The following is a 14111-nucleotide window of genomic DNA, read 5'->3' as shown; positions in this document are numbered from 1 at the left end:
TGTCAACAGCCCTATGAATTGTGCCTATTGCGCTGATCTCGCAATTGGCGGCACAATCCGACGTCCTTTGCTCAAATTCATTTGCTTACAAATATAATAACGGGGAGCGAATATGCGCCGTAAAGGCTTGCTGGAATTCGGGAGAAACAGAACGCTTTACGGCCTGTTTCTGTTCTGCGCGATCTGCGCCATTGCGGGCAGTCTCATGGGCTATAGTGGCGAGGATTCCGCCTGGCGCTGGCTGCACTATCTGACCAAGCCAACCGCAACCCTGCTGCTGCTCGCCGCCGTCCTTTGCGCCGAACGCCCCAAATCGAAATCCTATGGCTTTGCCGTCGCCTTTGGCCTGGCTTTTGCAGCACTCGGGGACTTTTTCCTGATGTTGCCCGGCGATTATTTCATGGCGGGCCTGATCTGCTTTCTCATCACCCATTGCGCCTATATCTATGCGCTTTGCCGCCATACGCGCTTTGCCGCGCATAAAGGCGTTTTCGTCCTTTTTGCCATCGCGGCCTTGGCCATCATAGCAGGCCTTTGGTCGTCGCTGCCGACGTCGATGAAAATCCCGGTCGTCATCTATGCCGCAGCGCTCGGCATCATGGCGGCGCAGGCGATGAGCCGCGCGCTCGGCACCGAGCCGGAAACGCCACAGCGCTATGCCGCATGGCTCGCGGCAGCAGGCGGCCTCTTCTTCATGGCAAGCGACACGCTGCTTGCTTATGGACGCTTCAGCCTCGACATTCCGCTGAACGGTCTGTGGGTGCTTGCAACCTATTATGCTGCGCAATTCCTCTTTGCCCGTTCAACGGAGGATTTTGCCTATGACAACTGAAGAACAGGCATTGCAGCTCTCATTCGAGCGCCTGCGTCACGCATGGCTTGAAGACCGCCCTGCCTATGAGCAGCGTCTGGACGACCTGAAGCGCCTGCGCGAGCGGCTCGAAGCAAGACTGGATGAAATGGCGAAGGCCATCAGCGCGGATTTTGGGAATCGCTCGCTGCACGAAACCCTGCTCGGTGAAGCCAGTGTCGTCTTTTCCGAAATTGATGATGCCCTGCACAATCTCAAGCGCTGGATGAAACCGAAACGCCGTAAGGCAGGCTGGAAAATGTGGCCCGCCAAGGCCGAAATCCGTTATGTTCCGCTCGGCGTGGTGGGGATCATCGCGCCGTGGAATTATCCGGTCAATCTGGCATTGGCGCCGCTTGTCGCGGCAATTGCAGCCGGGAACCACGTTTTCCTGAAACCATCAGAACACACGCCACGCACCGCCGAATTCCTGCAAAGCCTGCTTGCCGATGTGTTCCCGGAGGATCGTGTTACCGTGGCGCTTGGCGATGCTTCCCTGTCAGCACAATTTGCATCGCTGCCATTCGACCATCTCTTTTTCACCGGCTCCACTGCTGTCGGGCGCAAGATCATGGCGGCGGCGGCACCAAACCTGACCCCGGTGACGCTTGAGCTTGGCGGCAAGTCACCTGCCATCGTCAGCGAAAACGCCAATCTCAAACGCGCCGCCCGAGCGATCGCGACGGGAAAATTCTTCAACGCGGGGCAGACCTGCATCGCGCCTGACTATGTTCTGATCCATCACAGCAAGCGCGACGAATTCGTGAACCTTCTGCGAGGCGAAATGCAGGCACGTTACGGCAGCGTATCAGCGGAAAAAGACCGCACGACGATCATCAACGATGCTCAGGAAGCGCGGCTGTCGAAACTCCTGGCCGATGCCGCAAACAGGAGCGAGGCCGTCATTGAGCTTCCGGCAAGCTCCGAACAGCCGCGATCAATGGCGCCTGCGCTCGTGCTGGAACCTGCCGCCGACAGCACGATCATGCAGGAGGAGATTTTCGGTCCGCTTCTGCCGATCATCAGCTATCGCCTGCTCGACGATGCAATCGGCTTTGTTCTCAAGCTTGACCGTCCGCTGGCGCTTTACTGCTTCAGCGATAACACTGCAGAAATTGAAATGATGCTCAGCCGTATCGTTGCGGGTGGCGTCTGCGTCAACGACACGCTCTACCATTTCGCCTGCAGCAGCCTGCCATTCGGCGGTGTGGGTGCAAGCGGTATGGGCCAGTATCATGGCCATGACGGTTTTCTGACCTTTTCCAAGGCAATGCCCGTCCTGACCAAATATGCCCCGGCTCCGAGCGACCTCATCAAGCCGCCCTATACCGGCCTCACTGACAGGCTGATCCGTTTCATTGCAAGATGAGGTTGGGAACTATGCCAACATCCTCTGCGTTCGGATATTGAGATCGCCTGATTGTGTAGGGAATTGCTATTCAAACAGAGATACAATCTGACTATATAAAGACTGATCGCCGGTTCATTTCTCCGGTATAGTCATAGTCTTTCAGAACAGAATACCTGACAGGTGAAAAACGGGTGCTGAAAAAGAAAGAACCAAACCGGATATCGAAGTCCATCCTGACTGCTATCCGGAACAGGCCGGGTTTCAGGCCGCTCAACGCCAATATTACCGGCGGTGATATCGTCATTGCATCCTACAATGTCCACAAATGCATCGGTATCGACAAACAGTTCAACCCGCAACGAACGGCTGAAGTCATCAGTGAAATCGACGCGGATGTGATTGCCCTGCAGGAAGCCGACAGGCGTTTCGGCGAGCGTTCCGGCCTGCTTGATCTCGGCCTGCTTGAGCGCCGCCATGGGCTCGTTCCAGTCCCCATTACCGCGACAATGCCCAAGGGCCACGGCTGGCACGGCAATGTGCTTCTGTTCCGTGAAGGTGTGGTGCGCAATGTGCAGCAGCTCAAGCTTCCCGGTGTCGAACCGCGCGGTGCACTGGTTGCGGACCTGCAGTTTCCGGCAGGCCCCCTGCGCGTGATCGCCGCGCATCTTGGTCTTCTGAAACGCTCCCGTGAGCAGCAGGCCGAAAGTATTCTTACTGCCTTGCAGGAAGCCGATACGGTGCCGACCTTGCTGATCGGCGACCTCAACGAATGGCGCATCGGCAAGCGCTCGTCACTCGCTGCCCTCATGCCGACATTCAACCATGTCGCCACAGCAGTCCCGAGTTTCCCGTCGCGGTTCCCGGTTTTTGCGCTGGATCGCGTGCTCGGAGCACCGCACAATCTCGTCACATCGGTTGAAGTACACAACACGCCACTGGCGCGCCTGGCATCCGATCACCTGCCCATCAAGGCGCATCTTGACCTCAAATCGGCAACGAACCTGCTGGAAGAATTCAGCCCGGAAATCTTCACGAGCAGGACGGGATAACTCTCAGAGATAGGGCGAACCCAGCCATATAATCCGGTCCAGAAGCCGCTCCAGAAATGGCCTGTTCTTGAGACGCGCAAGATTGACCTCGCGGCTACCCTCGATCACCTTGCCGATGCGTTCTTCCACCTGACGCGCCACGTCGCGGTCGAGAATTTCAAGATCGACCTCGAAATTCAGTCGCAGCGAGCGCGGATCAATATTGGACGATCCGACATAAGACCAAGCACCGTCGATGGTCATCAGTTTCGAATGATTGAAAGCGCCACCTGCCCGCCAGATGCGGCAACCATCCTTCAACAGCTGGTCGAACTGCGCACGCATGGCGCGATCCACCAGCTTCAGATTGTTGACGCCCGGCACGACGATATCGACTGACACGCCGCGCCGCGCCGCCGTCACCAGCGCGCTGATCAGTTCACGGTCCGGCAGAAGATAAGGCGTCATGATGAGAATATGCTGCTCGGCAATCGAGAAAGCGCCCATCATCATGCGCTGGTTGGTTTCCACATTCTTGTCGGGGCCAGACCCGACGACACGCACCAGCGTTCCCGTTCCCGGCGGGTTTTCCGGCGGCGCTATCTTCCATGCCTCGCCGGTCAGAAGTTCGCCGGTCGCAAAGCGCCAGTCTTCGGATGCAATATGGAAGAGATCGGCAATCGCCGGGCCTTCAAGCTTGAAATGCGTATCGAAGGCAACCGCTTTGCCCGCGATCGCACGCACGAAACCCGCTCTGATATTCATGCCGCCGGTAAAGGCGATCTTGCCGTCAACAATGAGAATTTTGCGGTGGGTGCGCAGGTTCGCATAAGGCAGGCGCAACCCGATGATGATGTTGCCGTTGAACACATCGACGGCAACACCCTTGTCCTTCAAAAGCTTCACGATGCTCGGAAAGGAATAGCGCGCGCCGACAGCGTCGACCAGCACCCGCACTTCCACACCGCGCTTGACCGCATCACCCAGAGCATCGGCAAATTTTTCGCCAATGGCGTCCCGGTCGAAAATATAGGTTTCCAGCATGATGCTGCGCTCGGCTCTGCTTATCGCGTCGAGCATTGCGGCGTAGGCTTCGTCCCCCGTTTCCAGCATCTCGATGCTGTTGCCGCTGGTGAAATCATAGAGGCTGACGGCATCGCCCAATATCTTCATCGCCCCGAACTGACGTCCGAAGGCGGCGCGCACGAGGTCGTTCGTCGTATCGAAATGCGACAGGTGATAGAGCGCGATCTTGCCCATATTGGCGCGCTGGTGGGTGAGCGTCGACCGCCGGATACGGTTCACGCCCGCAATGGCATAGACCACCGCCCCGACGATGGGCGACAGCACAATCACGCCTACCCAGCCGATGGCCGTGCGTACCTCGTCCTTCGTCATCGTCGCGTGAATGGCGGCAATCGCGCCCAGAACGCCCGACAGAACGAACAGGATATGCGGCCAGTAGTGGGAAACGAGATCGAACATCACATGAACTTTAAGCGGAAAACGACTGCAATAGCAAAGAGATATAATGCGCGGTCGAGCGAACGAACAGAGTAGACAACGATGATCCCACACGCCTCGCACAAAAGCTGGTCAAATCCCGGACATGCCTTATATTGTTCCCGAGGCATGACAATTTGAGGGACGTCTCATGGCAACAGCTCATAATGATTTCGACCGCCCGACCTTTCCAAAGGAACTTTCCAGCAAATGGGGGTGGTTCGTCGCCCTTGGGGTCGCACTGCTGATCCTCGGAGGCATCGCCTTCGGTAATCTCGTTCTGGCCACCGTGGTCTCGGTCTACTATGTCGGCCTGATGATGCTGATTGGCGGCGTCATCGAGATCATTCACGCCTTCGGCGTCAAAACATGGGGCAGCTTCTTCTTCTGGCTCCTGAGCGGCCTGCTCTACACGGCAGCCGGTATCGTCGCCTTCATCAATCCGGTGCTAGCGGCTGGCGTGATGACCTTCCTTCTGGCAGCAGCCCTTCTCGGTTCCGGTGCTTTCCGCATCTGGCTAGGCTTCAAATCGAAACCGTCCGCCGGTTGGGGCTGGATCGTCGCAGCCGGTGTCATCACCATGCTGCTCGGTCTCATCATCGCCATGCAATGGCCGGTCAACAGCCTGTTCATTCTTGGTCTTTTCCTGGCGATAGACCTGATCTTCCAGGGCTGGTCCTTTATTGCCTTCGGCCTTGGCATCAAGAGCCGATAAACATCACAGATCACTGGCAAAGCGGCGCGCACTGCGCCGCTTTTTCATTTGAACTCGACCTTTCGGCCAAGTCCTGCTAGATGCTCCCCAACATCTTCGCGGCGCGCTTTCACGCGCAGCCCAACGTTTCGCCATCACGAGTTTCTTCATGCCCGCTGACCATCCCGTTTCCAAGCGCCGCACATTCGCGATCATCGCGCACCCGGACGCCGGTAAGACCACGCTGACCGAAAAGCTGCTGCTGTTCGGCGGCGCCATCCAGCTCGCCGGTGAGGTGAAGGCCAAGAAGGACCGCATCCAGACCCGGTCGGACTGGATGAACATCGAGCGCGACCGCGGCATCTCGGTCGTCACCTCGGTGATGACCTTCGAATACAAGGACTGCATCTTCAACCTGCTCGATACACCGGGCCACGAAGACTTTGCGGACGATACCTACCGCACGCTGACTGCCGTGGATTCCGCCGTCATGGTCATTGACGCCGCCAAGGGTATTGAGCCGCGCACGCTGAAGCTGTTCGAAGTCTGTCGTATGCGCGACATTCCAATCGTCACCTTCGTCAACAAGATGGACCGCGAAGCGCGCGATCCGCTCGAAATTCTCGACGAGATCGAAGAAAAGCTGGCGCTCGACACGGCTCCGATCACCTGGCCTATCGGCTCAGGCAAGAGCTTTGCAGGCACCTTTGACTTGCATAACGACACGATGCGTCGTCAGGACAATGAAGAGCAGCCGACCAAGGTCAGCGGCCCGGAAGAAGCCGCCGCGCTGCTGCCTGAAAACGAACGCGAGGCATGGCTGGAAGGTGTGGAACTGGCACGCGGCGTCTGCCGTCCGTTCGACCTCGCCTCCTTCCGCGAAGGTCATATGACGCCGGTTTATTTCGGTTCGGCGCTGAAGAATTACGGCGTGCGCGACCTGATCGAAGCTTTCTGCGATTTCGGCCCCTCACCCCGCGACCAGCAGGCCGACACGCGCATGGTTGGCTCCACCGAAGACAAGATGACCGGTTTCGTGTTCAAGATTCAGGCCAATATGGACCCGAACCACCGCGACCGCATCGCATTCCTGCGCGTCTGCTCGGGCAAGCTGTCGCGCGGCATGAAAGCAAAGCTGGTGCGCACCGGCAAGCCAATGAGCCTGTCTGCGCCGCAATTTTTCTTCGCACGTTCGCGCCAGATTGCCGACGAAGCCTTTGCGGGCGACGTGGTCGGCATTCCGAACCACGGCACGCTGCGCATCGGCGACACGCTGACCGAGGGTGAAGATATCCTGTTCCGTGGCGTGCCGAACTTCGCGCCGGAAATCCTGCGCCGCGTGCGTCTGGACGACGCCATGAAAGCCAAGAAGCTGCGTGAAGCGCTGCAGCAGATGGCTGAAGAAGGCGTTGTACAGCTCTTCGTGCCTGATGACGGTTCTCCAGCCATTGTCGGCGTTGTCGGCGCTCTTCAGATCGACGTTCTGACCGAACGCCTGAAAGTGGAATATTCGCTGCCGGTCGGCTTTGAAATGTCGCGCTTCTCGGTCTGCCGGTGGATTACGGCAGATGATCCGGCCGAACTCGACCGTTTCATCGCCTCGCATCGTGCCGATATCGCCCATGACCTCGATCACGATCCGGTCTTCCTTGCCCAGAACGGCTTCTCTCTCAATTACGAAGCCGAACGCTGGAAGGATATTCGCTTTGCCACCGTCAAGGACTATCAGGTCCGCGACAAGGCCTGATACGGTATGGTGATATGACCGATCCTGTTCTGGCTGCTCTCGATTTGCCCGATGCGTTGCTGCATCGGCTTGCCGGTTATAGCAGCCAGCAGGATGAGCTTGGCCGCTCGACCGCCAATGTCCTGCTTCTCGATCATGACGAACATGAACCGCTCGTTCTGAAAATCGAACCGGCCAGCACCGTCAGCGAACTTGCCGGTGAAGGCGCCCGGCTCGAATGGCTCGCAAGGCAGGGATTGCCTTGCCCCAAGGTCGTCGCTTACGAGACGCAGGCCGACCACCACTTTCTTTTGATGACGCGCCTTGCCGGATCGGACCTCGCCTCATCTGTCGGCACTCTCCCGGCGGACAGCATCGTCTCCATTCTCGCGACAGCCTTGAAGGCGCTGCACAGCGTCGATCCCGCCGCTTGTCCCTTCGACCACCGGCTGGACCGTCGCATTGAAGACGCGCGCAAGCGGGTCGAAGCCGGTGCCGTCGATGAAGATGATTTCGATGACGAGCGCGAAGGCCGCAGCGCCGAAGACCTGTTCACCGAACTTTGCCGCCTGAAACCGTCACAGGAAGATGTGGTCGTGACTCACGGCGATGCTTGCTTGCCAAATTTCATGGCCAGCGAATGTGCATTCACCGGCTTTATCGACTGTGGCAGGCTCGGCCGTGCAGACCGCCATCAGGATCTCGCACTAGCCTGCTGGAGCATTCGCTACAATCTGGGCGACGAATGGGTACAGCCTTTTCTCGACATTTATGGCGGCCCGGCAATCGACGAAACGAAAATTGCCTATTACCGTTTGCTGGACGAGTTTTTCTAAACCGGCATCGCCCAAAAACGCTTAGCCTTTCGTTTCCAAAAGCCGCTCAGCAATCTTCTCCGCCAGTTTTTCAGCCACTTGTTCCTTGCTCATTTCCGGCCATTCCTCGATGCCGGAACGGCTTAGAATGCGGACACGATTGCGGTCGCCGCCCATGACGCTACTGCCATCCGGCGCATGCGAAACATCGTTGGCGACGATCCAGTCCGCGCCCTTCTTTTCAAGCTTGGCTCTCGCGTTTTCGGCCACGTCCTGCGTTTCTGCTGCAAAGCCGACGACGAGGCCGGGACGCTTGTCGCTATGGCCGACACCGGCCAGAATGTCCGGGTTCTCGACCATGGCAAGCGTCGGCGCGCTTTCACCGGGTTTCTTCTTGATCTTCTGTCCGGCTTCATTGGCCGTGCGCCAGTCGGCAACCGCTGCAACCATAATTGCCGCATCGGCAGGAAGATGCCGCTCCACAGCAGCCTTCATTTCACGCGCCGTCTCGACATGAATGACATCGACGCCTTCGGGGTCAGGAATGGTGACCGGGCCGGACACCAGATGCACCGTCGCACCAAGCCGCGCCAGCGCCGCCGCAATAGCGTGGCCCTGCTTGCCCGACGAACGGTTGGCAATGTAGCGCACCGGATCAATTGGCTCGTGCGTCGGGCCGGACGTCATGACAATGGTTTTGCCTGCAAGCGGCTTTGCCTGCGGAGCAAGCAGGTTCTCGATCGCCGCGACAATCGCCAGTGGCTCGCTCATTCGTCCGGTTCCGGCTTCACCGCTTTCCGCCATCTCCCCCCTCTCCGGGCCGATGAAGCGAACGCCGTCTTTTTCGAGCGTCAGACGATTGCGTCTCGTCGCGGGATTGTCCCACATGGCCGGGTTCATGGCAGGCGCAACAAGCACTGGAACTTTGCGAGCAAGCAGCACCGCACTGGCCAGATCATCGGCAAGCCCGTTCGCCATCTTCGCCATAAGGTCAGCGGTCGCGGGCGCGACGACGATCAGGTCCGCATCGCGGGCAAGCCGGATATGCCCGACATCCTGCTCGTCCTCACGCGAGAACAGATCGGTGAAGACATGATCGGCAGAAACTGCGCCAATGGTCAGCGGTGTCACGAATTGCTGCGCTGCAGCCGTCATCAACGGGCGCACATGCGCGCCACGTTCACGCAGACGGCGGATGAGGTCCGGCGTCTTATAGGCGGCAATGCCGCCACCGATAATGAGAAGAATGCGCTTCCCGGCCAGCGACGCACCCGCGCCGGAAGACACTGCAACAGCCTGCGGAGCTATATCCTGCCCGGCCAACAGAATGCGCGCTTCCTCTTCCATGGAGCGCCCGTTCTGCGCTGCCCTGATACGCAGCCGTTCCTTGGCGTCATCATCGAGATTACGGATGGTAATGCTGGCCATTTGATTGCACCTGCTTGTTACAAGTGCAATCATTGAAATCACTTTAGAAGGTAGATGTCACCTTAAAAGTGATCCTACAGCCAAATATAAAGCTTAATCGCTATCACTGCGAGCGAGACCGCAATCACCACCTGCGCGATGCGACCCCAACGTGAGTGGCGCGCTTCAGCCCGGCCGATAGCTTCTGCCGTCGCTTCGTCAAAGCGCAATCCGTTCGCTGCCATATCGTCCAGAGCAACGGAAACCCGTTCCACACGCGCAACAAGTTCCGGCGTCTTGCGCGTGAAATGCAGCAGCGAATAAGCGCTGTCCTTCGCATCGGCAAGCATACCTTGCGGTCCGAGATTCTTGGCGATCCAGTCGCCCACCACCGGTTCCGCAGCCTTCCACATGTTGAAATGCGGATCGAGCGTACGCGACACCCCTTCCACGACGACCATTGTTTTCTGGAGCATCAGAAGTTCCGGTCGGGTCTCCATGTCGAAAAGCTCGGTCACTTCGAACAGCAGCGTGAGCAGCTTGGCCATGGAAATGGTTTCCGCCGGCTGACCATGGATCGGCTCGCCAATGGCGCGGATGGCCTGCGCAAAGCTTGCCACATCGTGGGTGTGCGGCACGTAGCCTGCTTCGAAATGCACTTCCGCCACGCGCATATAATCACGCGTGATGAAGCCATAGAGAATTTCGGCAAGGAAACGCCGCTGCTGCTTGTTGAGCCGCCCGGTGATGCCGAAATCGACCGCAACGATAATGCCTTGCGGATCGACGAACAGATTGCCCGGATGCATGTCGGCATGGAAAAAGCCATCGCGCAGCGTATGGCGCAGGAAAGACTGGATCAACGTTTCGGCCAGTTTCTTGAGATCAAAACCGGCAGCGGCCAGCGCCGAAATATCCGACATCTTGGTGCCGTCGATCCATTCGAGCGTCAGCACATCGCGACCGGTGCGCTCCCAGTCCACCTGTGGAACGCGGAAACCGGCATCGCCCTTGATATTCTCGGCGATCTCGGACAGTGCTGCCGCTTCAAGACGCAGATCCATCTCGATACGGGTGGTCTGCTGCAGCGTCTCGACAACCTGAACCGGGCGCAGGCGGCGCGTAAACGGAACATGACGCTCCTGCATGCGCGCGACCATGTAGAAACCTTCAAGGTCGCGGACGAAACGCTGGCGCACGCCCGGACGAATGACCTTGACCGCAACCTTCTGGCGCGTTCCGTCTTTCATGATTTCAGCCGGGTGAACCTGCGCCATCGACGCCGCCGCTATCGGCGCATCGAAATGCAGGTAAAGATCATCGATCTTGCGGCCAAGCGAGCCTTCGATAGCAGCAACTGCGTCGATCTGTGGGAAGAAGTCGAGCCTGTCCTGCAAAAGTTCGAGATCGGCAGCGACATCGCGCCCGACAATATCGGGCCGTGTTGCCAGAAACTGGCCGAGCTTCACATAGGACGGACCAAGCTTGTTCATGGCCCGCGACATACGTTCGGAACGCTGCATGTGGCGTGCGCGCGGACGCGCCAGAAGACCGGCAATCTTGTGTCCGAATGCCGGAAGGCCAGAGAGCCCTTCCACCGGCAAGGCGCTGATAACGCCTTCACGTGTCAAAACCCATCCGGCCCGCATCAGCCGGAAAGCGGCGGATAGATTACTCATGCCCCGATGCCCCGTTCCTGACCCCAACTCACCACAGGCACAATCAAAGCTTCCAGCCGGAATGCAGCGCGGCAATGCCACCAGTGAAATTGCGATAGCTCACGCGCTCGAAACCAGCCTTCTCGATCATCGCGGCAAAATCCTGCTGCTTGGGGAATTTGCGGATTGATTCGACCAGATAGCTGTAAGAATCGGCATCGCCGGTAATCATCTTGCCGATACGCGGAATGGCGTGGAACGACCACTGGTCGTAAACCTTGTCGAGAACCGGCAGTTCAACCTCGGAGAATTCGAGGCAAAGGAAACGACCGCCCGGCTTCAACACGCGATAAGCTTCGGACAGCGCCTTGTCGATATGTGGAACATTGCGAATGCCGAACGAAATCGTGTAAGCATCGAAGCTCGCATCTTCAAATGGCAGCTCTTCGGCACTGGCTTCAACAAATTCGAGATTGTCGGCAAGGCCCTTCTTGATCGCCCGTTCACGACCGACGCCAAGCATCGAGCCATTGATATCAAGAATGGTGACATGGGCCTGACGACCGGAAGCCTCCACAATGCGGAAAGCAATATCGCCGGTGCCGCCTGCAACGTCGAGCGAGGTCCAGCCGGGGCGCTTCGATGGTGCCAGCCATGCGATCATCGCATCTTTCCAAACGCGGTGCATGCCCGCCGACATGAGATCGTTCATCACGTCGTACTTGCTGGCGACCTTATGGAAAACGTCGTTGACCAGACCCTGCTTTTCGCTTTCGTCAACCGCCTTGAAGCCGAATGAATGCTCCATGCCACCTTGTGCGCCCACGCGGTCCGCATTGCCGTTCTGCTGGCTCATAGCTCATCCTGCTTTTGAATATTAAGACGAAAACGATTTCCGTAATGCATATAAAGCTTGTGCCAGACGATACAAGCAGAGACCGTCCTCCACTACCCCTTTTGTGATCCGGCACTTGTGAACTGTCTTGCGTTAGCGTTTAAAAATGGCCAAAGAGACATAAAACTGTGTGCGCGCGCTTGGCCCGGCGTTTTCTCCGGCGCAAACTGCCGCTAAAGTCAAAAAGATAACAAGAAAAGTGGAAAGATCATGGGCGTTACAGTCGTCAGCCATCCGCTTGTCCAGCACAAGCTCACCATCATGCGCAAGAAGGAAACGTCCACAGCCAGCTTTCGGCGGCTGCTGAAGGAAATATCGCTGTTGCTCTGCTATGAAGTGACACGCGATCTCGAACTGACCACGATGCCGATCGAAACCCCGTTGATGCCAATGGATGCGCCGGTCCTTGAAGGCAAGAAGCTTGTCTTCGCCTCGATCCTCCGCGCAGGCAATGGTCTTCTCGAAGGCATGCTCGATCTGGTGCCCGCCGCGCGCGTCGCCCATATCGGCCTTTATCGTGATCACGATACGCTGCAGCCGGTCGAATATTACTTCAAGGCGCCGGAAGACATCGTCAACCGCCTCATCATCGTGGTCGACCCGATGCTCGCCACCGGACATTCGGCAATTGCAGCCATCGACAAGCTGAAGGAACGCGGCGCGACCAATATCCGCTTCCTCTGTCTGCTGGCTGCACCGGAAGGCATCAAGCGCTTTACCGAAGCCCACCCGGATGTCGACGTGTTCACGGCCTCCATCGACGAACGCCTCGACGAAAAGGGCTATATCGTTCCCGGTCTCGGCGATGCCGGCGACCGTATGTACGGTACGAAGTAAGCATTAACCCGCGCCTGCTAATGTACCTGGAAACGGGGGCAGTATGGCGCGGGTTTTTACGATCCTTCTGGTATTTGCGGGACTGGCAATTGCCTTCCCGCTTCTGTTTGAAAAATTCAGGCAACAGCCAGAATCCGGTTCAGGCACGTCAGCGACAGCTTCAACTGCTCCTTCGCAAAACCCCGCCGCCTATAGCGGACGCCGCACGCAGATCACACCGGACAGTCGTGGCCATTTCATCACGGACATAAAAATTGCCGGGCAATCCCTTCGTGCAATGGTGGACACGGGGGCGAGCGTGGTTGCGATCAACGCAAACGCTGCACGACGCATCGGCCTGTCGCTCAAACCCGATGATTTCAAGTATCGCGTTTCGACCGCCAATGGCGAAACCGTCGCTGCATCCGCCATCCTGCCCAGCATCGAAATCGGGCGTATTCGTGTAGAGGATGTGGAGGCCATGGTTCTGCGCGACGATGCCCTGTCCGATACGCTTCTCGGCATGAGCTTTCTGAAACGTCTGCGTCACTATGAAGTTTCAAACGGCGTACTCGTGCTGACGCAATGATGTGATACCGTACTTCCGATATGGATCGAAAGCGGCTAAACCCCGCTGACCACCGACGCCCAAATACCAATGGAAGCCAGCCATGACACCGGACCAGCGCCTGACCGAGCTCGAAATTCGCGTAGCCGAACAGGAAAAGACAATCGACGAGTTGTCATCCGTTCTGGCCGAACAATGGAAAACCATAGACCGGCTTTCCAAGAAGCTCGGCGCGTTGACCGACCGCTTTCTGGAACTGGAAGAACAGACTGCTCCGGACGTACCGGTCACCAAACCACCGCACTGGTAACACCATGCTTCAGATTGCCTCCCTCGCCGACCGCCCCGATCTCGTGCCCATTTGTGCCGCGTGGAACCATGCGGAATGGGGTGAATTTAGCGGCTCCACCCTCGAACAGACCGTCAAGGCTTTTAACGACATCTCCCGCGAAGACGATGGACAGGTGGCGCGAGTTGCCCTCTGGAACGAACAACCCGCCGGTCTTGCCCTTCTGATCCACAACGATCTGGAAACACATCCGCATCTGAAGCCATGGGTGGCAAGTGTGTTCGTCGCGCCTGACTATCGCAGTAAAGGCATTGCCAAAGGTTTGGTTGACGCCATCGAGGATGCCGCGCGGGAACTCGGCTATGCGGAAGCTTATCTTTACACAGACAAGCCCGACCTTTACCGCCAGATCGGCTGGAGCGATTTCGAGCATCTGGAAGGCGACTATGCCGGGATGCTGATCATGAAAAAGAAAATCGCGCGGTAAGGACCGCGCGATCTGTTGATTACA

The 14111-nt window shown here is 57.8% G+C and carries 14 protein-coding genes; 10 read left to right on the top strand and 4 right to left on the bottom strand.

Annotated features, from left to right (window positions below; genetic code table 11):
• Positions 1-112 precede the first annotated feature (112 nt).
• The 3 genes from OANT_RS06840 (at position 113) to OANT_RS06830 (ending at position 3250) form a co-directional block, all read left to right on the top strand.
• On the top strand, positions 113-832 hold the full coding sequence (locus OANT_RS06840; RefSeq protein ID WP_012091423.1) for a lysoplasmalogenase: 720 nt from the start codon (positions 113-115) through the stop codon (positions 830-832).
• Positions 822-2219, top strand: a complete 1398-nt coding sequence (locus OANT_RS06835) for a coniferyl aldehyde dehydrogenase (protein ID WP_012091422.1) — start codon at positions 822-824, stop codon at positions 2217-2219. The genes OANT_RS06840 and OANT_RS06835 overlap by 11 nt, the downstream gene beginning before the upstream one ends.
• 173 nt (positions 2220-2392) lie before the next feature.
• Positions 2393-3250 carry an endonuclease/exonuclease/phosphatase family protein gene (locus tag OANT_RS06830; RefSeq protein ID WP_010659390.1) on the top strand — a complete coding sequence of 286 codons (858 nt, stop codon included), beginning with the start codon at positions 2393-2395 and terminating at the stop codon, positions 3248-3250.
• Positions 3251-3253: 3 nt separating this feature from the next.
• On the opposite strand, the gene cls is transcribed toward OANT_RS06830, so the two are convergent.
• A complete protein-coding gene (cls, locus tag OANT_RS06825; protein ID WP_010659389.1) occupies positions 3254-4714 on the bottom strand; it encodes a cardiolipin synthase in 1461 nt (486 codons plus the stop codon).
• 169 nt (positions 4715-4883) lie between these two features.
• On the opposite strand from cls, the gene OANT_RS06820 reads away from it, so the two are divergent.
• The 3 genes from OANT_RS06820 (at position 4884) to OANT_RS06810 (ending at position 7988) form a co-directional block, all read left to right on the top strand.
• Positions 4884-5447, top strand: a complete 564-nt coding sequence (locus OANT_RS06820; protein ID WP_010659388.1) for an HdeD family acid-resistance protein — start codon at positions 4884-4886, stop codon at positions 5445-5447.
• Between the two features lie 148 nt (positions 5448-5595).
• The gene (locus tag OANT_RS06815; RefSeq protein WP_010659387.1) at positions 5596-7173 is read left to right on the top strand and encodes a peptide chain release factor 3; all 1578 of its coding nucleotides are present in this window, start codon (positions 5596-5598) and stop codon (positions 7171-7173) included.
• Positions 7174-7187: 14 nt separating this feature from the next.
• On the top strand, positions 7188-7988 hold the full coding sequence (locus OANT_RS06810; RefSeq protein WP_012091421.1) for an APH(3')-II family aminoglycoside O-phosphotransferase: 801 nt from the start codon (positions 7188-7190) through the stop codon (positions 7986-7988).
• Between the two features lie 21 nt (positions 7989-8009).
• On the opposite strand, the gene coaBC is transcribed toward OANT_RS06810, so the two are convergent.
• The 3 genes from coaBC to ubiE all read right to left on the bottom strand — a co-directional run bounded on the left by coaBC (position 8010) and on the right by ubiE (position 11888).
• Entirely contained in the window at positions 8010-9395 is a 1386-nt protein-coding gene (gene coaBC, locus OANT_RS06805; protein ID WP_012091420.1) for a bifunctional phosphopantothenoylcysteine decarboxylase/phosphopantothenate--cysteine ligase CoaBC, read from the bottom strand.
• 74 nt (positions 9396-9469) lie between these two features.
• Positions 9470-11053 (bottom strand): 2-polyprenylphenol 6-hydroxylase, encoded by a 1584-nt coding sequence (gene ubiB, locus OANT_RS06800; RefSeq protein WP_012091419.1) that lies wholly within the window; start codon positions 11051-11053, stop codon positions 9470-9472.
• Between the two features lie 43 nt (positions 11054-11096).
• Complete coding sequence (gene ubiE, locus OANT_RS06795) at positions 11097-11888, bottom strand: bifunctional demethylmenaquinone methyltransferase/2-methoxy-6-polyprenyl-1,4-benzoquinol methylase UbiE (protein ID WP_010659383.1); 792 nt, start codon at positions 11886-11888, stop codon at positions 11097-11099.
• 249 nt (positions 11889-12137) lie between these two features.
• Here ubiE and upp point away from each other — a divergent pair, with 249 nt between their 5' ends.
• From upp to OANT_RS06775, 4 genes are all read left to right on the top strand, one after another.
• Complete coding sequence (gene upp, locus OANT_RS06790) at positions 12138-12764, top strand: uracil phosphoribosyltransferase (RefSeq protein ID WP_006467614.1); 627 nt, start codon at positions 12138-12140, stop codon at positions 12762-12764.
• A 43-nt stretch (positions 12765-12807) separates the two neighbouring features.
• Complete coding sequence (locus tag OANT_RS06785; RefSeq protein WP_012091418.1) at positions 12808-13332, top strand: retropepsin-like aspartic protease family protein; 525 nt, start codon at positions 12808-12810, stop codon at positions 13330-13332.
• Between the two features lie 82 nt (positions 13333-13414).
• On the top strand, positions 13415-13621 hold the full coding sequence (locus tag OANT_RS06780) for a SlyX family protein (protein ID WP_010659381.1): 207 nt from the start codon (positions 13415-13417) through the stop codon (positions 13619-13621).
• A gap of 4 nt (positions 13622-13625) precedes the next feature.
• Entirely contained in the window at positions 13626-14087 is a 462-nt protein-coding gene (locus OANT_RS06775; RefSeq protein ID WP_012091417.1) for a GNAT family N-acetyltransferase, read from the top strand.
• Positions 14088-14111 lie beyond the last annotated feature (24 nt).

This window comes from Brucella anthropi ATCC 49188 (assembly GCF_000017405.1).
In the GTDB taxonomy this organism is placed as follows: Bacteria; Pseudomonadota; Alphaproteobacteria; order Rhizobiales; family Rhizobiaceae; genus Brucella; species Brucella anthropi.
The sequence above is the reverse complement of the archived record's forward strand: the minus strand, read 5'-3'. Positions and strand labels throughout refer to the sequence as shown.

Bases quoted from the DNA above. Each gene is read 5' to 3' on its own strand.
- OANT_RS06840 (WP_012091423.1), top strand. From the start codon at position 113: ATGCGCCGTAAAGGCTTGCTGGAATTCGGGAGAAACAGAACGCTTTAC.
- OANT_RS06835 (WP_012091422.1), top strand. From the start codon at position 822: ATGACAACTGAAGAACAGGCATTGCAGCTCTCATTCGAGCGCCTGCGT.
- cls (WP_010659389.1), bottom strand. From the start codon at position 4,714: ATGTTCGATCTCGTTTCCCACTACTGGCCGCATATCCTGTTCGTTCTG.
- OANT_RS06820 (WP_010659388.1), top strand. From the start codon at position 4,884: ATGGCAACAGCTCATAATGATTTCGACCGCCCGACCTTTCCAAAGGAA.
- OANT_RS06815 (WP_010659387.1), top strand. From the start codon at position 5,596: ATGCCCGCTGACCATCCCGTTTCCAAGCGCCGCACATTCGCGATCATC.
- OANT_RS06810 (WP_012091421.1), top strand. From the start codon at position 7,188: ATGACCGATCCTGTTCTGGCTGCTCTCGATTTGCCCGATGCGTTGCTG.
- coaBC (WP_012091420.1), bottom strand. From the start codon at position 9,395: ATGGCCAGCATTACCATCCGTAATCTCGATGATGACGCCAAGGAACGG.
- ubiB (WP_012091419.1), bottom strand. From the start codon at position 11,053: ATGAGTAATCTATCCGCCGCTTTCCGGCTGATGCGGGCCGGATGGGTT.
- ubiE (WP_010659383.1), bottom strand. From the start codon at position 11,888: ATGAGCCAGCAGAACGGCAATGCGGACCGCGTGGGCGCACAAGGTGGC.
- upp (WP_006467614.1), top strand. From the start codon at position 12,138: ATGGGCGTTACAGTCGTCAGCCATCCGCTTGTCCAGCACAAGCTCACC.
- OANT_RS06785 (WP_012091418.1), top strand. From the start codon at position 12,808: ATGGCGCGGGTTTTTACGATCCTTCTGGTATTTGCGGGACTGGCAATT.
- OANT_RS06780 (WP_010659381.1), top strand. From the start codon at position 13,415: ATGACACCGGACCAGCGCCTGACCGAGCTCGAAATTCGCGTAGCCGAA.
- OANT_RS06775 (WP_012091417.1), top strand. From the start codon at position 13,626: ATGCTTCAGATTGCCTCCCTCGCCGACCGCCCCGATCTCGTGCCCATT.